Consider the following 20,631-nt stretch of genomic DNA (forward strand, 5'->3'; position numbering starts at 1 on the left):
AATAAATAAGGAATATAAAAAGCAAAGGGCCTTTAATTCAGACCCCTCCCTGATTATTCGATCCATTTAATTATTCTCCGGATCGTTGACTACCGTGGCGCCGCCCCGGAATTTTATATTGCTGATAAGTGATTCATCCATGATGATTTCGTCGGTAACAAATGCTTTGGCACCAGCTGCTCCTTTTGCTTGTAACGTGGCCCTTTTTACTTCGTAGTCATACGCATTAAGTTGTGATGCGCCCCTGAGGTCTGCAGTTAACTCGGACCCCGTACCCTCTAATTCTATTTCAGCGGCACCTGATGCGTCAATCTCCAGGTTATCAATGTTGAAATTACCTTTTACATATGAAGCTCCATCAACTTCCATCATAAGGTCTCTTTGCTTCAAACCTTTGATATAAACCTTAGATGATCCGCTAAGGTCCAGTCCATGCAGGTAGGGCATCATGATAACCATTCGTATTTCTTTTTTGCGAATACTTCTTTTATCATACGCTCCATAGCGGTCCCAACTGATTCTGATCTGATCACCGTTTTCTCTTACTCTGACCTGATTAAGGTCAGGAGTGCTACCTTTTAGCAATATTTCATATTTGTTGGACTTTATAATGTCTACAGTATAGGCTCCCTGTATAGAAAGGTCCTGAAAGCCATCAAACTGCATGGTACGGTTATACTTTTCACCGTCTAACTCTGTGCTGTTATAGTTGTCGTTTTCCTCACAGGTAAGGCAAGTCAAACCTTCTTCCGGGGTGAAGGACCATACATTGTCTTCCATATCAGATACCCGATAACCATTCACATAAATCGTATTCCTCATAATATGGCGTAAATCTTCATCCATCATAAATTTACTGCCGTAAGGAATGTACAGGTACGATTCCAGGCGTTGTCCCCGAAATATAGCATCTCCCCTGAACTCTATATTAGAGTCAAAAACTAAGACGGAATCCTGAAAATCCACATTATAGGTAACCATTTTGGCATTTTCAATGGCATTTCTTCTTGAACTGCCCTGTGATTCAAAATTCTTTTCAAGTTTGTATTCATTTCCGTCATACCCACGCAATGTTAATGTTGCCACCTGGTAATCCTCCATGCCAATTTCATTAAGTTTTAAAATCGCTGTTTTATTACCTACATCATATGTTTCAGTCACAGAGTATTCTCCATCCTCCTTAAACCGATAGACTATTCCAGGTACATTGACACTGACTATAATAATACTGACGATAAACATGGCAAAAAGTGTCCAACCTGTAGAGGTACTGAACACAATCTTTCTTGCTATCATAGACGACCCGAGTAACATGATGAAAATACTCGGTACTAATACTGTGGTAAGCGCGGCAAGAGCAGTAAATGTAGGGAAGCTGTTAGATACTAACTCCACAGGAAAACCAATGTCGTTCCAACTGAAATATTCAGGGCTCCATATCCCTGCTGAGAATACTCCAAATACGACACCGAGGCTAACTACCATGGAAAATACCAGTACAAGCCCAATAAAAATGAGAAACAGTCCTATGATAATTCGTATGAAATCGGTCAGGAAAACAAAAATGGGGGCTATAATCGCCCCTAATGTTTTAATGATCAATGCAATAAGCCTAAAAGGAAATAAGAGGATCTTAACAAAAATGCTCTCCTCTTCCTGATCTTCTACCTTAAGATTCTTTTTTACATTGGTTTCAATGTTTGATAGGGTCACCGGTTCACCCTTCATCTTTACCTTATCAGTAATAGACTTTGCTTCAGGGAGTATGATCCATAAAATAACATAGATGATCAGGCCAGTACCTCCAAGGAAAATGGTAAGCACAAAAATTAGTCGAATAACAGCTGCATCTACCGCAAAGTAGGCTGCCATTCCGGAACTTACGCCAGCAATAACCTTTTTTTCCGGATCACGATACATCTTCTTTATATCGTTGTCTTCTTTAGGTTCATCGCTCCCGGGAAGTACGATCCATAAAATGATATAGAATAAGAAGATAATTCCATAACCAAATAACAGAAGCAGGAAGGCAAGCCGTATCCAAAGTGGATCTACTTTAAAATAATCTGCAATGCCTGAGCATACTCCTCCAATAATTTTCCTGTTAAGGTTTCGTCTTAACTTTTTTGAGTCATCTTCACGTGTTTCTGTTTCCTGTTCTTGTTGTTTGTCATCGGGCTCATCTATTTCAGGTTCTTCAACCGCCTGAAAGTCACGAATACTTCCCATTGTGGCGATGAGCGCTTTAACATCTTCTTCGGTAATAACCTGTTTATCTTCATGAAGTTTGGCCAGGAATATCTCGGCCATCCTATTTTCAATGTCTGCAATAATTTCCTGGTTGTCTTCGAATGAAGCGAAATACTTGTTAATGGAATCCAGGTAGTTTTTTAACTCTTCATAAGCATCTTCTTCAATGTGAAAGATAATGCCGCTGATATTGATACTTATATTTTTTTTCATTGTTGTATTCTTTAGTGGTGGATGAATGGGCGATTAGCTGGCAGTCTTTTTTTGTGTTATCAACCGGGTAGATTTTACCAGATCTTTCCAGGTAGCATTCAGGCTACCTAGAAAATTGCCGCCATCTTCCGTAAGTGTATAATACTTACGAGGTGGCCCTGAGTTAGACTCCACCCATTTATACTCTACCAGTCCGGCTTTTCTAAGACGGGTGAGTAATGGGTACAACGTACCTTCCACCACCATGATCTTGGCAGACGTGAGCTCTTCCAGCATATCCGAAGCATATACCTCACCACGCGAAATAATGTGCAGAATGCAGTATTCCAAAATACCCTTCCGCATCTGTACTTGTGTATTTTCCAAATTCATTCTGTTTATTTTAAGTTTCCCCATTCAATCAATACATTGAGAGTAAGCTTGAAAAGAGGTTTTTGACCTTGTTCTACAAGTATACGCAAAAAGGTACTATGTGTTGCATAGTACTAAGTAAATACTATTAGCTTGTTATATATTCATGCTAAACAAAATGAGTAGTTTAGTGCTTTTATAAATAACCACATATATATTCCAGGTCAAAACCCATTGTTACCTGCCAGACCATTCTGGCATTTACTTATTCAGAAGTAGGGAGAGAACTAGCTGGTTTTAATATATTTACATTGTTTAGTTGAGGATATTAATGGTGAGAATTTTTCTTTTATTGGGATTGTTATTTTCCTGTTCAGCTGAGGTTTTTTCTCAGACCAGTGCACCTAAATTCAGCAACGAATTTTTATCTATAGGGGTAGGGGCCAGAGGGTTAGCCATGTCCGGAAATCAGGTAGCTACCGTTTCTGATGCTACAGCAGGATATTGGAATCCCGCCGGATTGCTGAATAGTCAGACTAAATATGACTTTTCACTTATGCATGCTGAATACTTTGCAGGTATTGCCAAATACGATTATGCTGCCTTTTCTACCCCCATTGATTCCATGAGCCGATTAGGTATATCTTTGATTCGTTTTGCTATTGATGATATACCTGATACCCGGTTTTTGTACGATGCCAACGGTGCATTAAACTATGAAAATATCCGTTTTTTTTCTGCAGCAGATTATGCCCTTCTTATTTCCTATGCACGGAAAGTACCGATTTTAGGAGGATTGAAAATGGGGGCTAACTTCAAAGTGATCCACCGTATTGCAGGTAACTTTGCCAATGCCTGGGGTTTTGGGTTGGACCTGGGCGCTCAAATTGACCTCAAGAAATGGAATTTTGGTATTATGGTAAGTGATATTACCGGAACCTTTAACGCCTGGAACCATAATACAGGTTTGGTGATTGATGTTTTTACACAAACAGGCAATGAAATTCCAAGTAATTCACTGGAAGTAACGCTTCCCAAAGCTACCGTTGGTGTAGCAAGATATTTTCCAATTAAAGAGAAGTTTGGTGTTCAACTGGCACTGGATTTTGTTACATCCTTTGACGGACGAAGAAATGTATTGATCAAGTCTGACCCTGTTTCTATCGATCCTGCATTGGGATTGGAAATGGACTACAAAAAAACGATCTTATTGCGTTTTGGCCTGGGAGACATTCAGGAGGTAAAAGATTTTGACGGATCTACCTATCAAACTTTCCAGCCTAATTTTGGCATGGGCGTTAATATAAAAAAGATAACCATTGACTATGCACTAACAGATATTGGTGACCAGTCTGAGTCGTTGTATAGCCATGTTTTCTCCCTTAAAGCAGCGTTAGATTGAAACATATTACAGGCATAGTATTAATTCTGATGAGTGTAGCTCATGTGTTGAGCGGACAGGACTATGGGAATGAATGGATTAATTTTGATCAGCAGTATTTCAAAATAGGAGTAGCCGAGGATGGAATATACAGGATCAGCTTTTCGGATTTACAAAATGCAGGTTTTCCTTTAAATACTACTGACCCTCGCAGACTCCAGCTTTTCCATCGGGGTGAGGAAGTAGCCATTCATGTAGAAGGAGAAGGAGATGCCGTTTTTAATACTACGGACTTTATAGAATTCTATGGCCTTCGTAATGATGGCACACTTGATGCAGACCTTTATGAGCCACCTGCATCCCAGCCTCATCCTTTTTATAACATATTTAGTGATACTTCTGCCTATTTTCTCACGTTTAGGCTGACTCCCGGAAATGGGAAGCGCATGGAAAACTTTTCAGAAAACAATACGGGCAGCCTTCCCGCACAGGTAGCACATTTGGAAGATGTTTTACAACTTAATGTAAATGATTACTCACAGGGACGAGGGTTCTCTACTGATGAAGTGATACGATTTACAGGCTATGACATTGGTGAGGGGTGGACCAGTGGAGCAATACAAGAGGGACAGAACCTTGAATTTGTCATTGATGGTATTTCCAATGCGAACCAGGCTGCAGGAGATCCACAGTTAGAAGTCCTTTTGGTAGGTCGTGATAATTTACAGCACAACGTAGAAGTGCAGGTAGGCCCTGACGTAGGGGCGTTGCGATCCTTGGGAACCGTTCAATTTTTCGGATTTGAGACTGGTTCACTCACCAGTACATTGAACTGGTCAGATATTGACCTGCCTTCGGGTGAGCTTTTGGTTCGGGTTCTGGCCCTGGGGATAAGTGGTAGTAACGACCTGATCAGTACTTCTTTTCTGAGACTTAACTACCCTCAGGAATTTGATGCGGCTTCTGCCAGTAAAACCTTTAACCTAATTAGTAATCCGGGAAATAAGTCTTTCGTGGAGATTACAAACGTGGTGAACAATACTGGGATCTATGACATTACAGATATCAATAACATAATAAGAATAGGTTTCAATCAGACAGGTAGTACTGCTGATCTTATTCTTGATAATACGCTTGTTGAGCGACAGCTTCATGTAAATAATGGAGGGAATTTCAGAACACCGGTAGTGAGCCGGGTGGACTTTCGCGAAATTAATGCTGCGGCACATGATTACATTATTATTACTCATAAGCTGTTAATGCGCCCTTCCGGTGGCATAAGTAATCCGGTAAAAGCATATGCGGAATACAGGGCCAGTAATGCTGGCGGCGGATTTGACACACTCATAGTAGACATGGACCAGCTGTATAATCAATTTAGCTTTGGAGAAACAAGCCCTTTGGCCATTTATAAGTTTATGGAATACCTGGTAGCAGAAGGTGATCCGGAATATCTTTTCTTAATAGGTAAGGGATTAAGTCCTCAATCCAACTTCCATAGAAATGTTACCGGTTTTTTTGAGGTGACTAAGTTTGGACAGACTTTCCAGGTACGTGACCTTGTACCTCCTGCAGGATTTCCAGGTTCTGATATTGTATTTACGGCCGGGTTAAATGGTACCCAGTTTGAGCCGGCTGTGCCAGTGGGCAGACTGCCGGCTAAGTCTTCATCAGAAGTGGTGGCATATCTTAACAAAGTATTAGAAATGGAGTCCTTGCCTTTTGATGACCTATGGAGGAAAAGACTTTTGCACTTAAGCGGCGGAATACGTGAAAATGAGCTTTCCCGGTTCCTGGGGTATGTTAACGGCTTCGCCAGTGTAGCTGAGAACGACTTTCTCGGTGGAGATGTGACCACCGTAGCTAAAAGCTTAAGCAGTGAAATAGAATTGATCAATATTGCGGATGAACTGAATAAGGGACTCAACCTGGTAACATTTTATGGTCATTCAGCGCCAGGTGTTACGGATATTGATATTGGTTTTGCTTCCGACCCTGTTCAAGGTTACAACAATGCCGGAAGGTACCCTACATTCCTCATCAATGGTTGTAACGCAGGTCAGTTTTTTCGACCGGACGTGATTTTTGGAGAAGATTGGATAGTAGCGGCCAATCGTGGTGCAGTGGGTTTTATAGCACACTCATTTTTCGGCTTTGAGATTGCGCTTAGAAGTTATTCCAATACTTTTTATCAGGTAGGTTATGGCGATTCCACATTTATCAGTCGTTCATTGGGAGACATTCAGAAACAAGTGGTATTAGAGTATTTGGAAAACAATTCATCTACCCCTGCCAATATTACCCAAGTCCAACAGATGATGTTGTTGGGGGACCCGGCTGTGCGTTTGTTTGGAGCCGAAAGAGTAGATTACGAGATTACAGAAGATAACCTTTTCCTGGAATCGTTCAACGATGAACCGATCACAACTCTGTCTGATTCATTTGCACTGAAGGTGATTGTAAGGAATTTTGGACGTACCTCTGGTGATTCCATCAGCGTTAATGTTACCCGCACATTGAGCAATGGTAATGTGCTTCAATATGATTCTATTTATCCACCCGTACTTTTTCAGGATACCCTCACCTTAGTGATCCAACAGTCCGGTGAGAGTTCCTTTGGGAATAACCGTTTTGACGTTGCCCTGGATCCGGTCAATATGATTGCTGAACTCAGTGAAAACAATAATACGGCCACATTAAATGCTTTTATTCAATCCTTCGGTACTCGGAATCTGTTTCCTTTGGATTATAGCATCGTTTCTGCGCAGCCGGTCAGGCTTTTGGTCCAATCCGCCAACCTTTTGGAAGGAACGCGGGATTTTCTCATAGAGCTTGATACTGCTTTTTCGTTTGACAGCCCCTTCAAAAAAACAACTACTGTAAATGCTGAGCTTCTTGCGCAGTGGGAAGTAGACCTGTTGCCTGGTACTACGGCCAATGACAGTACTGTATACTTCTGGAGAAGCCGATTTGCTCAACTCCAGCCGGGTGAAAATGAAGATTGGTTTACCACTTCCTTCACTTACATTAATAATGGGGCAGAGGGTTGGTCCCAAAGTGTTTTTGATCAGGTTAACCAAAATCAATTGGCAGACCTGCAAAGTAATCCTGATCAGAGAAATTTCGAATTTTTAAGGTCTTCTACAGACATTAGTTTGCTGACCTTAGGTTCAGAGAATGAACTGCTTCCCAACGGTGGTGACCCTAACAGTGCAGACTCACTGCTTAATATGTCGCTCTCTTTAAATGGTATTCAATTTATTATCAATAATGGCTTTGCTTGTAGAAATAATACGATCAACCTGGTGGCTTTTGATAGAAATACAGGTAATCCTTATGCAGGTATTGCTTATGCCATTGAAGACCTCAGAAGTTGCGGGCGGTTATCCCAGATCATTAATAGTTATGTGGTTTCGGGTACGTCGAACCTGATCCAATACATTGATAATGTAAATGAAGGGGACAGTGTGTTACTTTTTAGCATAGGTGATGCCGGCTTTTCCGGGTGGTCTGCTTCAGTGGAATCAAAGCTGGAAGAATTAGGCATCAGCACAGCTACCATTAATGGCTTTCAGGATGGCGAACCTGTGATCATCCTTGCAAAGAAAGGAACGCCTCCCGGCAGTGCCACTATCATTCGGGCATCAGCTACGCCTGTAGAAGAACAACAACTTACATTAGATACTCAGCTTACAGGAGTTTCACCCTCTGGCGCTATACTGTCCACTACGATTGGTCCGGCTTCTGCATGGGGTTCACTGGTTCAGTCCGTCACACCTTCTGAGCAGCCTGTCACAGATCAATTCAGATTTGATGTGTTGGGAATAAACCTGCAAGGACAGGAAAGCTCGCTGTTGACTAATGTGACATCATCAAATGTGGATTTATCGTTCATTGACGTGACTATGTTCCCTTTTCTGAGGTTAAGAGCTAACCTTATTGATGAAACGAACCTTACACCCCCTAATCTGGATAAATGGATGGTACTCTTTACCGGAGTGCCTGAGGGAATATTACTACCGTTTGATAAAGAAAACCTTTCGGAATCCAGGCAAGAGGGAGAAGACTATAGCAGACAATTTGGTTTTTGGAATATCGGAGGAAGGTCCTTTCCGGATTCACTCACAGTCAGGTCAACTCTGTTGAACATTGACAGAAGGCAATCCACAATGAATGAATTTCAGATAACCTCACCGGCGCCTACAGATACTACGCTATTTACAGTTGATGTTAATACATTGGGTAGATCTGGTCAGAATAATCTTAATGTTTTTGTTAATCCGTCCATTACTCCGGAGGCCTATTATGATAACAATGTACAGGATTTTCCCGGGCTGTTAACCGTTATTGCTGATAACATCAATCCGGTAATTGATGTGGTGTTTGATGGGGAGTATATTTTAGATGGGGACATTGTTTCACCCACACCACTAATAGCTATTAAGTTAAAGGACGAAAATAACTTCATACTTAAGACGGACACTGCAGGTGTGAACTTGTTTTTGAAAGAGCAGGAAGAAACCTCATTTCGTCGTGTGTCGTTCTCTTCTGAAAATATACAGTGGACTGCCGCATCAGAGGAGCAGGATTTTAGCGTTGATTATCGGCCTGACAGGTTAGCAGATGGTATTTACACGTTGAGAGTAGAGGCCGAAGATGGTAGTGGAAATGCCTCTGGTACAGAGCCTTATGTGATAAATTTTGAAGTTATCAACGAATCTTCCATAACTAATTTTTACCCTTACCCGAATCCTTTTTCTACCAGCACCCGTTTTGTTTTTACACTTACGGGAAGTGAGGTGCCCAATCAAATTAAAATACAGATTATGACCGTATCCGGAAAGATAGTCCGTGAGATCACGCAAGATGAACTTGGACCTATACGTATCGGCAACAACCTGTCAGATTTTGCATGGAACGGCAAAGATGAGTTTGGAGATCAGCTTGCCAACGGGGTGTATCTGTACAAGGTAATTGTTCAACAGGACGGCCAAACGCTCGAACAAAGAAATACTGCTGCGGATAAGGCCTTTAAAAATGGATTCGGTAAATTATACCTACTTCGTTAGTATAAACGGCTAAATCCATACCCCAAAAGGGGTGAAACCTCTATAGTTGTTATTTTGCCATGTGAAATGATGAGGAGAACTGTCGAAATATTTTTTTTGACGTTGTGTTTAACGGCAACGTATTTATCCACTTTTGGTCAAAGCTATAACTTCATTAATTATAATATAGATGATGGGCTGGCGCATGAGAAGATTACAGATATTTGCCAGGATAAATTCGGGAACCTGTGGCTGGCTACCCTGGGGGGCGGTCTTTCATGCTTTAATGGTATCGGATTTCGTAACTATACTGAAAAAGATGGACTTGCGAATAACATCGTAAGAGATGTATTAGTAGATAAAAATGGATATATCTGGGCGGCTACTGCCAATGGGATTTCAATGTTTGACGGGCGCCGTTTCGTTAATTACCTTACGGATTCTATCAGTTTTACAGCCTCAATAAATGTCATCGCCAATGACGATCAGAATACGATTTGGTTTTCTTATCCTGATGGTGGTTTAGGTTATCTTGATCATGGAAGACTGGATCAACGCATCGAATTGGAGGGTTGGATCAAGAATGATAAAATCATAGATATTGCCATCAATGGTGATGGTAGTGTATATTTTATTACCGCAATAAAAGGGTTGTTTAAGTACGATAAAAAAGAGCTTAGAGAGGTACTTGGTAATTCTGATTTCAAAGGATATCTTCTGGATATAGAGATAGCTTCGGATTCTACCTTTTTGTTAGGCTCAAACAAAGGGCTGGTAACATTGAATCTCAATAGACCGATGTCTTATGACGTTCGTTTTCCGGATAAATTTATTACATCGTCGGTGTTCAAAAGTAAAAACGAAGCCTGGTTTATTTCTGCCAATAGAGCCATAAGATATAAGAACCATGGTTTAAGGCTTATGAATGAACTTCATGGCTTCACCAATACAGCAATCAACAAGATATTTAGTGATAGAGAGGGTAACGACTGGTTTGCTACAAACGGAGATGGCCTGTACAAACTGGCAAACGATGTTTTTGAGTTTTATGGCCCTCAACATGGCCTTACGAGGTTACCCGTAAGTACTATTACTAAAGACCTTAAAGGTAATTACTGGGCAGGGATCTACGGAGGAGGTGTGACTAAAATTACGGCTGATGGGCAAATAAGTGAGGATAACAGCTTTAATCTTATGAATCAACATATCACCGCCAGCGCTACGGATAAACAAGGTAACATTTGGTTTGGAACAAGGAATGCAGGATTGATTAAATATGATGGAGTTCAATGCTATAATTATACTAAGAACAATGGTGTATTACATAATTCGGTCCGGGTACTTTTCAATGATAGCCAAAACAATTTATGGGTAGGTAAGGCCAATGGACTGAGTGTTTGTGATAGCGAGCAGTTTTACAATTTCACCACGGAAGATGGGCTATATGACGATATTATTTGGGGAATATCGGAGCCACAACCAGGTAAGATCTTAATCGTGTCGAGAAAGGGACTGAATTATTATCGTGACGGACGCCTTGAAAAAATTGTCCTTGATGAAAATATCTTTGACAGGCGTGTTAATGTGTGCCTTGAGGATAGTTTGGGGAATTTTTGGATAGGTTATTCCGGGCATGGTATCCTTCGAATATCGGCAGATAAAACACAAGAGACCCATATAACGGCAGGTGATGGTCTCTCTTCAGATCTTATTTATAATATGGTATTCGATAATGATGGGAACCTGGTAGTAGGCTCGGAAAGAGGTATTGACAAACTTTATTTGGATGAAGCCAATGAAGTAGAACGTATAAAAAACTATGGTAGAGTAGAAGGCTTTGATGGTATCAGAACCTCCTACAGCTCTGTTTATAAGGAAAAAGACGGTAGTATTTGGTTTGGAAATAGTCAGGGAATCATTAAGTATAAGGCTTTTATGGAATCCCTGAACACCAACCCTCCACTCGTTTACATTTCGGGGATCAGACTATTTGATAACAATGTAAATTGGACTGAGTATTCTGATGGATTATCCAACTGGCACAATATTCCATCGAACCTCAAATTGCCTCATGATGATAATAACGTTATCATAGAATATTTTGGCAACAGCCTTAGAAACCCTGATGAGGTAAATTATCAATTCAGATTATCGGGCCTTCAAAAAGAATGGTCACCGTTAACAGAAAAAAAAGAGGTGGTTTATACCAACCTTCCACCAGGAGATTACACCTTCGAAGTTAAGGCTGCCAATAGTGACGGGGTATGGTCCCGGGAATATGCTGAGTTTACTTTTAGCATCGTACCACCCTTCTGGATGGAACCCTGGTTTTTTATTATAGTGGCGATACTCATCATATTGGGTATAAAGTTCTTTAATGATTATAGAGTAAAGAAAAACCTGGATAAACTGTTAACGATAGAGCGTATACGTGCGGAGGAATTGGTGAAAGTGAGAAAACGTATGGCACGTGATTTTCATGATAATATGGGAAATCAATTGGCCAGTATCACTGTATTTACCAATCTGATAAGCTTAAAGCTCAAAGATAAGTCACTTGAGATAAATGATTTATTGCTAAATATTGAAAAGCATACCAAATCCCTTTTCAATGGCACTAAAGATTTTATCTGGTCTATGGATCCTGATAGCGATAACCTTAATGAGCTATTTACTTATATAAAAGATTTTGGAGAAGAACTGTTCGAAAACACACGTATTGATTTTTTTTCCGGTAAAGATGATTTTGTGGAAAAACCACTACCTTCCGGCTGGAGCCGTCAGATTGTTCTTGTTTTTAAAGAGGCCATGACCAATGCACTGAAGCATTCTCAGTCTACCGAAGTACATTTTGAATTGAACCTCAATGAAAACAGTTTCGTACTAAGATTATGGGATAACGGTCATGGAGTGCCGGCCGACTACTTGAAAAAAGGGAACGGTTTCAAAAATATGTCATCACGTGCCACTCAAATAGGATGCACATTAAATATACTCAATGGCAATCAACAGTATGGGTTAGCGATAGAGTTAAAAGGAAAATTACAATCAGAGCCAAGAAAAAGTGAGGTCAAACTTTATAAAACAACCATGTTATGAACAATTACTTTAGATCTAGAATTGTCATCGTTGAAGACAATAATGCCGTGAGGGAAGGGTTCTCTCTGATTATTAATAGTGTTAGTAATTATTATGTAGTGAATTCATATGATAATGCAGAAGACGCTATTAAAAACTTGAAAAAGGATGCTCCTGAGATTATACTCATGGACCTGGAACTACCGGGGATGAATGGTATCGAAGCCATAGGAGTGATTAAGAAAACACATCCAAATATTGAACTTATTGTCAATACTATTTATGAAAATAGCGAATTGGTGTTTCAGGCGTTATGCTCTGGCGCCAGTGGCTATATCACTAAGAATACCAGCCATTCAGAGTTATTGGATGCCATAGATGAAGTGATCAATGGAGGGGCACCAATGAGCTCTAAAATAGCTAAAATGGTGGTAAACTCATTCCAGAAGAATCCAAACTCTCCTTTGTCATCCAGAGAGACACAAGTATTGGAGTTATTGTCGAAGGGAAAGAGTTATAGCATGATCGCCCAGGAACTATTTATTACTAAAGAAACAGCAAAATCTCATATTAAGAATATCTACTCTAAGCTTCAGGTGAATAGTAAATCAGAAGCAATTGCCAAGGCCACGAAGGAAAAGCTTATCTAAAAAGGCTTAAAATAACCCCATTATCACCCAATCAAGGGTATGTTAACCCTCCAAATATCGTCCCATTTGGAGGGTTTTTCTTATTCCCCCTTTGTTCACCTTTGAGTTAAGGCCTAAACCACCTATTCTACACCCATATGACTTCCCAGTCAGTGTTATAAGTGTGCAGCCGATAATCTATACATAACTTAAACAAAACAGTATGAAGAACTTTTTACTCATTAGTTTTTTGCTGACTTCATCCCTGATTTTTGACAGGGTGCTGGCGCAGGAAAGAACCGTTGCCGGTAAGGTAACATCTCAAGCAGATGGGGAGGCACTGCCAGGTGTTAATGTCGTTTTAAAAGGCACCTCCGTAGGGACCGTTACAGATATTGAGGGTAATTATACGATAAACATACCCGATGCTAACGGAATATTGGTTTTCTCATTCATTGGATTGGTATCTCAGGAAGTGGAAGTAGCATCACGAGCCGTAATTGACTTACAGATGGCACAGGATGTAACGGAACTCAGTGAGGTTTTGGTCACTGCCGTAGGTATTCAAAGAAAAACAAAGGCGCTGGGTTATTCTGTTGAAAATATTGGAGCGGATCAGGTACAGCAAATTTCTGAACCAGATGCGGTAAGAGCGTTACAGGGTAAAGTCCCGGGTGTATATATAGCCGGTTCTAATGGGGCTCCGGGGAGTGCTACCCGAATAACTATAAGAGGAAATGCGTCACTGTTGAACAGTAACCTGCCACTTTTTGTAGTGGACGGTATACCATTTGATAATCAGGAGTTCAACATTGGAGGAAGGTTAGCTAATGGCGCACCTTATTCGAACAGGATTGCTGACTTGGATCCTAATAACATCGAGTCCATGACCGTGTTAAAAGGAGGTGCAGCAGCTGCTTTATATGGCTCACGTGCTGCTAATGGTGTAGTGGTAGTTACTACCAAATCAGGCTCATCACGAAATAGTAAGAAAGGCCTGGAGGTGATACTTAATAGCTCTTATTCTTTTGAAGAGATCGCTAACCTTCCGGATTACCAGAATACTTATGGTGCCGGTGTTGACTTCACCTATGGTAATGTGAATGGTTCCTGGGGGCCACGTTTTAGTGAACGTGATTCTATACCTCATTGGTACGGTTTCGGTCAGAATGGTTTTCAGAATGCATTTCCACAATTTACAGTCTTTGATGATGACGGTAATCCTGTACGTGCAGTGAATATACCTTATGTCGCGCAGCCTGATAATGTCAAGGATTTCCTGAATAGAGGAAGCCTGTTTGAAAACTCTGTGACAATTTCCGGAGGTAATGAAGTGGCTAATATCACTGCCGTGGCTTCCAGACTACAGCAAGAAGGTATTATACCTAACTCAGAGTTTAACAGGACTAACCTTAGCATAGGCGGTAATACGGTTTTAGCAAATAAACTCATTTTAGGAGGTTCACTGAGTTATGTTAAAACAGAAACCAAAGGACCTCCTATAAACGGAAATGCTGTGGGTACCACTTCTATCACCTCCAGGTTACTTTGGATGAACAGGACCTGGCCAATTAACGATTTCAATTTGCTGCCCGCGGTCAACCCTGTCACCGGAGGTAGTGTTTTCGCCAGCCCTACCATAGACAACCCTTACTGGCTGACGGATAATGCTGTTTTTGATAGTGAAGTCAATAGAGTGGTTGCTAATATGAGTCTTACCTATGATCTGCTTGACTGGATCACGTTAAGTTATAAAATAGGGATCAACACTTATACTGATCGCAGGGTTCAGGCGTTGAACTCCGGATCAGTGGTATCACCATTGGGCTTTGCGAATACAGATGACATTACAAACGAAGAGATCGAATCCAATTTTCTTGTTACACTAAGCAGAGATATCAATGAAGATCTGGACTTTACTGCGGTAGTTGGACACAATATCAATCAGAGAACGAATAACCGGCAGTCGGTAAATGGCACCGGAATTGTATCCAGCGGAATTTTTGATCTTGACAATACAAGTGCTGTAGTACCCAATGGAGGTACTTTTCAACGCAGAAGGCTATTCGGAGTATTTGCCGATGTGAGTTTAGGCTATAAAAACTTTTTATTCTTAAACATGTCCGGTAGAAATGATTGGTCTTCCACCTTGCCGGAAGACAACCGAAGTTTCTTCTATCCTGCGGTTAGTTCGTCTTTTGTATTTACAGATGCCTTTAAAATACAGAGTAAGATACTCACTTCTGGTAAATTGAGGGCGGGTTGGTCCAAAGTTGGTAATGACGCCCTTCCTTATCTGTTAAGTCCTACTTTTGGTGCAAACCCTACGTTTGGAACAAATTCAGAAACTACTTCCTTCCCATTTTTAGGAATTCCGGGGGCTTCTGAAGGTGATAATACCACCCTGGAAAATAATTCCTTGGGTGATCCCAACCTGACACCGGAATTTACTACAGAGATTGAGCTTGGTTTTGCTTTGCAACTTTTAGATTCAAGAGTAGGCATAGACTTCACCTATTATTCGAAAAAGACCACAGACCAAATACTTCAGATCACTGTACCTGCCGTTTCAGGGTATGATCAGCTGACCACGAATATTGGTGAATCGTCCAATGAAGGGGTTGAAATAGGGGTTAACGTTGTTCCCGTTCAACTCAACAACGGATTTAGATGGGAAGTATACGGATCATTTACACATAACAGAAATATGGTGGAAGACCTGGGACCGGACATTCGTTCGGTGAGGTTAGCCGGTGGTTTTAGTGATCCCACGTTAGAGCTTATTCCGGGACAACCATACGGAGTTATTTTTGGAAGTGTAGCTGCAAGAGATGACGAAGGTAATTTCCTTGTGGCATCTAATGGATGGAATATTAAAGATCCGAATTTTCAGATTATCGGCGACCCTAACCCAGACTATTTACTGAATGCTACTAATACATTTTCTTTCAAAGGGTTAACCCTGTCTGCTGTGTTTGACTTCAAAAAAGGAGGAGATATTTACTCCAGGAGTGCGGAACGTTTGCTATTTAGAGGAACTACCAAGGACACTGAAAATAGAGAAACCTCTATTGTCATCCCGGGTTTTCTGGGAGATGGAAATACAGGACAACCCATTCGTGATGCAGAAGGTAATAAAATACCGAATAACATTGCTATCAATGCCAACGATCTTTGGTTCAGTAATATAGTTACGAATAACGGAGGAGCAAGTGGTGCCGCTGAATTTTCAGTGTTTGACGGAACGGTACTCAGGTTGAGAGAGGTATCACTGGCTTATGACTTTCCAAAAACATTATTAGAGAAAACTCCTTTTGGAGGGGTAAGGATCTCCTTCACGGGCAGAAACCTATGGTATCATGCTCCAGGTTTTCCTGAACACACCAACTTTGATCCGGAGTTAGGAACCTTTGGTTCTACAAATGCTCAAGGCCTTGAGTTCAGTACGCTGCCAACCACCAAGAGGTATGGTGTCAACTTAAGAGTTAGTTTCTAATATAAAATTTAAAAGCTACATGAAGAATTTAAGCTTATATATAAAAAGTCTGATGATAATGATCTCAGTCATCATCATGACGAGCTGTGAAGAGAACTTTTTGGATATCAACACAGATCCAAATAACCCTGCCGATGTGCCGATCAATCAGTTACTTCCTGCGGCAGAGGCCGGATTGGCGTTTTACTTAGGTCAGAATACCGACGGATGGAATAATGCCTGTGCCACATTTGTGCACCATGTGACGAATTTTCGGGTGGATCAATACAATATGGCAAACAACCAATATGACCAACAGTGGGCTGCTTTTTTCTCAGGGCCAATGCGCGATCTACAGATAATCATTAATAAAGCAACTGAATCCGGAGACATGCACTATGTGGGTATAGCCAAGATCCTAAAAGCTTATGGTTATAGCATTGCCGTTGACCTTTGGGACCGTGTGCCCTATTTCGAAGCGCTTCAGGGCGCAGAGAACTTCAGTCCCAACTATGATGACGGAGCCGCTATCTATACGGACTTGTTGCGATTGTTAGATGAAGCTGCTGGTAATTTAAACGAAGCATCCAGTTTATCACCTTCTACTGACGATCTGATCTACCAGGGGAATTTGACCCGTTGGAGAAAAATGGCCAATACGCTGAAACTGAAGTTATACAACCAGGTGCGTTTGGTGCAGGACAATAATGCTGCTATTCAGGCATTATTAACAGCCAATGATTTCCTTACGTCAGCAGCAGATGATTTTGAAATGCCATATGGCACCAGCTTTTCACCTGAAAATCGAAATCCCGGTTTTATTAACAACTGGTCAAACACCTCAAGAGAAACGCAGATTAGCCCCTGGTTCTACCAGATAATGATTGATTTGAATGATCCCCGTATTCCCTACTATTGGTATAACCAGATAGCACAGGGTGGGAATGCACAGAACCCAACAGATTTTCAGGATGACACGCAGTTTGGTCTTTTTGTTAGTGTAAGATTTGGCTCTCAGGCTCCAAACGCTTCTTTTGCACAACAGGGGTCTTTCACTATACCTGGACTATACCCTGTTGGAGGGGCTTTGAATCCTGTACCTAATACCACCAGTCTTGTAGCTGTAGGACAATCTCCTGGTGCCGGACAAATAACGGGGCCGGGCAATGTTCCTCAGCGTTTTCTAACTTATTATGCTCTAAAGTTTATCCAGGCCGAACTCGCCCTTGAAGAGGGGATAGGAGGCAATGCCGAGACGATATTCCGTGAAGCTATGGAAGCGGCATTTGCCAAAGTAAATGAAGTAGCTGCCGGGGCAAGTCAGTCCACCATATCCAGTACGGATATAGAAGCGTATGTTACAAGCAGAGTGGCAGAGTTTACGGCAGCTGATGATGCAGGTAAATTGGAATTGATCATTACACAAAAATGGATTGCCACCTTTGGGTTTTCTATTGATGCTTATACCGATTACCGAAGGACAGGATTTCCGGAAATATTTGACCCAAATGCAGATACAGATCCTGCTACCGTAAGTACAAGGTCTTTTCCGGTCAGCTTTCCTTACAGTCAGTCAGACCTCGCAGCTCACATAAACCCACCGTCACAAAGGGTTATTGCACAAGACAGGGTTTTTTGGGACGCAAATTGATATTCTTGAATACAAACTGTAATCAGACATGAAATTAATTATAAATACTAAGTACATCCTTGCCTTTATGCTGCTGGCACTATGGGCATGCGATAGTGAAGATAAATATGTTAATCCTGCTGACGAATATCCAAAAGGAGGTTTGGTAAGAGCAGACATACGGGAAGAAAGCCAGTCCATCAATCTGTTTGGAGATTTAAATGCACAAACGATCACCTTTGATCTTACACCTTTTGATGACAGTGGTACAAGAGGCGAATTCATTGAAAAACTGGATATATTCGGAGTTTATTCTTCTCCATTGGGCGGTTTTAATAGTGATACGGTACTCATCAGTACAGAAACGACCCTGGTAGATGCAACGGTGTCTTACACTTTGCAACAAATGGTGGATACTTATAATGAACTCACTACTTTAGGTGACATAAATGGTGGTGATAATTTTATTTTTGTCTTTCAAACCACTATGAAAGATGGTCGTGTATTCCATCCGAATAATATTGCACCGGCCATCTGTGGTGCGCCAAATGCAAGAGGTACTTGTACGTTTTCAATTCCGGTAGTGTGTCCCTCAGATATACCTGAAGGTACTTATGCCGGGACTTCAGTTGGCTTTTCAAGGACCACTACTAAAGATGTGACCATTGCAAAATCAGGTGATCTGATCTACGATATATCAGATCTCTCCGCCGGAATGTTAGGTTCTTTGACCAATAACCCCGCTTTTGAGGGAGGTGGACAAATTCAGGATTTATGTAATCTTATTAATGTACCCACTTTTAGCCCTCCGGGTTTAATTCCCGTAAGCCAGGTAGCCGGAGATTTTGGTAGCTATAATCCTACCACAGGAATTATTGTGATAAAATGGTCCATTGCGGGTAGTAATGTAACCACCACATTAGTCCCGAAATAATGCTTAAAAAATATAGTGATCGATGATCACTGAATTTTAAACTGGATATTATGAAAAATATATTTCTTATAATCGCCTTATTTGGCGGAATTTTATTAGGCTGTGATCACGATGATTTCGGAGTAGCCAATACATTAGATTCTCCTGCATTCAACCTTTCGGCTGACAAGACTGAATTGACGACCGGAGAAACGGCAACCGTGAGTATATTGGTTACCGATGCTCCGGGTAAAATTGATTCCATTGCTGTCAGTGTTACCAATGACTTTGGTATCATAGATATCGATGAGGCATCGTTGAATGCGGTCAGAGGACAGACTACAGGTACTATTAACTTAAATTATACAGCGCCTGAAGATAATATAGGTAGTATAAGCCTGACGGTGACACTCTTTGATCAGCAAAACTTCCTGATAAATGCACAGGCGTCTGAAACTCAATCTCAGTCTTTTACTACATCTATTTCATTCGAGGTAGCTTACATCTCTGCAGCACCGTCTTTTACGGTAGAAACGGATAGTGATACACTGTTTAGTGGAGAAACAACCCCACTTACAATCGAAGTAACCGATGCGCCGGGCGGAGGTATTGATCAGATAATTGTTACGGCTGATGCCGGTACGGTGGAGCTGGATGAAGCCTCACTTGCCGCTGCCTTAGGACAAACAAACGCTACTATTACCGGAACATATCAGGTGGGTGACCTGGGATCGACTGGTGAAGTTGGTATTTCTGTAACTGTAGTAGATAGGATACAAAAACGTAGTGGAAGTGCGAGTGCTGAGGTATTTGGGATATGCCCGGCTGCTGAGGATGTTGCAGGGGCATACGATGTCTTTGTCTCAGGCCAGCTGGGAGGTGATGCCGGACCCGCGTATGATGCACTTAATGCTTCGGTGAACATCACCAAATTAAATGATGGTCAATTCATGATTGATGATATGAGTTTTGGAGTATATGATGCACTATATACTGATCGTGTGGCACCTTCAGGCAAACTGAATATTTGTGGCGATACAATCATAGGAACTGGTGATAAAGATGAGGATGACCGGACATTTACCATAAACGGAACACTACCGGCTGATGGTAATTTGAATGGTGCCATCAGGATTGTTTGGTCTAATTCCTTTGGTGATCAGGGAACGGCCATATTAACATTGGACTGACAGTTTTAGGATGATCAAATAGTCAAGGGTTGTTTCGCTTTAGAAACAACCCTTTTTTGTATTACTTTTAATCAGAGTGGTTTGACCTTATTCAAGTTTTTACAAGTAGGAAGCGGGGGCAACTGAGGATATGTTTTACACTTTATGTCTTTTCAATGATCTTATCACCCAACTTGAATATAGTGCACATTTGAAGGTTGTGCCATCTGCAATCGTTATCTAATACGTCTGGTTTTGTTCTAATCAAACGTCTTTCTATCATTTGATTGTTATAGAAAGCCTGGCTTCTCATTTTACCCTGGGGTAAAGTAGGCCACTCATGAAAAATAGTTTTAGCTCAAAAAGTGTATTTTTGACGTTTAAATGCACCTTTTTATGGGAGGTTTGGGTGTTTTGAACCTCAAAATCATTGATATTATGCCATTTTCGAGGTTTTTATCTTCTATCACGGTCTGATTTGCAATAAGCGACTG

At 41.1% G+C, this 20,631-nt stretch carries 10 protein-coding genes; 8 read left to right on the forward strand and 2 right to left on the reverse strand.

Annotated elements, in window-relative coordinates; translation table 11 throughout:
- Positions 1 to 66 precede the first annotated feature (66 nt).
- Both FNH22_RS17835 and FNH22_RS17840 read right to left on the reverse strand, forming a co-directional pair.
- A complete protein-coding gene (locus tag FNH22_RS17835) occupies positions 67 to 2,463 on the reverse strand; it encodes a PspC domain-containing protein (RefSeq protein WP_143399787.1) in 2,397 nt (798 codons plus the stop codon).
- A gap of 33 nt (positions 2,464 to 2,496) precedes the next feature.
- On the reverse strand, positions 2,497 to 2,835 hold the full coding sequence (locus FNH22_RS17840) for a PadR family transcriptional regulator (RefSeq protein WP_143399788.1): 339 nt from the start codon (positions 2,833 to 2,835) through the stop codon (positions 2,497 to 2,499).
- A 310-nt stretch (positions 2,836 to 3,145) separates the two neighbouring features.
- Between FNH22_RS17840 and FNH22_RS17845 the strand changes: the two genes are divergently transcribed.
- The 8 genes from FNH22_RS17845 (at position 3,146) to FNH22_RS17880 (ending at position 20,158) form a co-directional block, all read left to right on the forward strand.
- A complete protein-coding gene (locus FNH22_RS17845; protein ID WP_143399789.1) occupies positions 3,146 to 4,216 on the forward strand; it encodes a PorV/PorQ family protein in 1,071 nt (356 codons plus the stop codon).
- Entirely contained in the window at positions 4,213 to 9,264 is a 5,052-nt protein-coding gene (locus FNH22_RS17850; RefSeq protein ID WP_143399790.1) for a C25 family cysteine peptidase, read from the forward strand. Before FNH22_RS17845 ends, FNH22_RS17850 begins: the two co-directional genes overlap by 4 nt.
- Positions 9,265 to 9,330: 66 nt before the next feature.
- Positions 9,331 to 12,342: a sensor histidine kinase gene (locus FNH22_RS17855; protein WP_143399791.1), complete on the forward strand. Its 3,012-nt coding sequence runs from the start codon at positions 9,331 to 9,333 to the stop codon at positions 12,340 to 12,342.
- A complete protein-coding gene (locus tag FNH22_RS17860; RefSeq protein WP_143399792.1) occupies positions 12,339 to 12,971 on the forward strand; it encodes a response regulator in 633 nt (210 codons plus the stop codon). Before FNH22_RS17855 ends, FNH22_RS17860 begins: the two co-directional genes overlap by 4 nt.
- Before the next feature lie 202 nt (positions 12,972 to 13,173).
- The gene (locus tag FNH22_RS17865) at positions 13,174 to 16,446 is read left to right on the forward strand and encodes a SusC/RagA family TonB-linked outer membrane protein (protein ID WP_143399793.1); all 3,273 of its coding nucleotides are present in this window, start codon (positions 13,174 to 13,176) and stop codon (positions 16,444 to 16,446) included.
- A 58-nt stretch (positions 16,447 to 16,504) separates the two neighbouring features.
- Positions 16,505 to 18,076 (forward strand): SusD/RagB family nutrient-binding outer membrane lipoprotein, encoded by a 1,572-nt coding sequence (locus FNH22_RS17870; protein ID WP_185154276.1) that lies wholly within the window; start codon positions 16,505 to 16,507, stop codon positions 18,074 to 18,076.
- A 28-nt stretch (positions 18,077 to 18,104) separates the two neighbouring features.
- Positions 18,105 to 18,989 carry a hypothetical protein gene (locus tag FNH22_RS17875; RefSeq protein WP_143399795.1) on the forward strand — a complete coding sequence of 295 codons (885 nt, stop codon included), beginning with the start codon at positions 18,105 to 18,107 and terminating at the stop codon, positions 18,987 to 18,989.
- 50 nt (positions 18,990 to 19,039) lie between these two features.
- Positions 19,040 to 20,158, forward strand: a complete 1,119-nt coding sequence (locus FNH22_RS17880; protein WP_143399796.1) for a hypothetical protein — start codon at positions 19,040 to 19,042, stop codon at positions 20,156 to 20,158.
- Positions 20,159 to 20,631: the final 473 nt, after the last annotated feature.

It is taken from the genome of Fulvivirga sp. M361 (genome assembly GCF_007097395.1).
Lineage (GTDB): Bacteria > Bacteroidota > Bacteroidia > Cytophagales > Cyclobacteriaceae > Fulvivirga.

What these genes read in the sequence shown, in the direction of transcription:
- FNH22_RS17835 (WP_143399787.1), bottom strand. Translation starts at nt 2,463, where the DNA reads ATGAAAAAAAATATAAGTATCAATATCAGCGGCATTATCTTTCACATT.
- FNH22_RS17840 (WP_143399788.1), bottom strand. Translation starts at nt 2,835, where the DNA reads ATGAATTTGGAAAATACACAAGTACAGATGCGGAAGGGTATTTTGGAA.
- FNH22_RS17845 (WP_143399789.1), top strand. Translation starts at nt 3,146, where the DNA reads ATGGTGAGAATTTTTCTTTTATTGGGATTGTTATTTTCCTGTTCAGCT.
- FNH22_RS17855 (WP_143399791.1), top strand. Translation starts at nt 9,331, where the DNA reads ATGATGAGGAGAACTGTCGAAATATTTTTTTTGACGTTGTGTTTAACG.
- FNH22_RS17860 (WP_143399792.1), top strand. Translation starts at nt 12,339, where the DNA reads ATGAACAATTACTTTAGATCTAGAATTGTCATCGTTGAAGACAATAAT.
- FNH22_RS17865 (WP_143399793.1), top strand. Translation starts at nt 13,174, where the DNA reads ATGAAGAACTTTTTACTCATTAGTTTTTTGCTGACTTCATCCCTGATT.
- FNH22_RS17870 (WP_185154276.1), top strand. Translation starts at nt 16,505, where the DNA reads ATGATCTCAGTCATCATCATGACGAGCTGTGAAGAGAACTTTTTGGAT.
- FNH22_RS17875 (WP_143399795.1), top strand. Translation starts at nt 18,105, where the DNA reads ATGAAATTAATTATAAATACTAAGTACATCCTTGCCTTTATGCTGCTG.
- FNH22_RS17880 (WP_143399796.1), top strand. Translation starts at nt 19,040, where the DNA reads ATGAAAAATATATTTCTTATAATCGCCTTATTTGGCGGAATTTTATTA.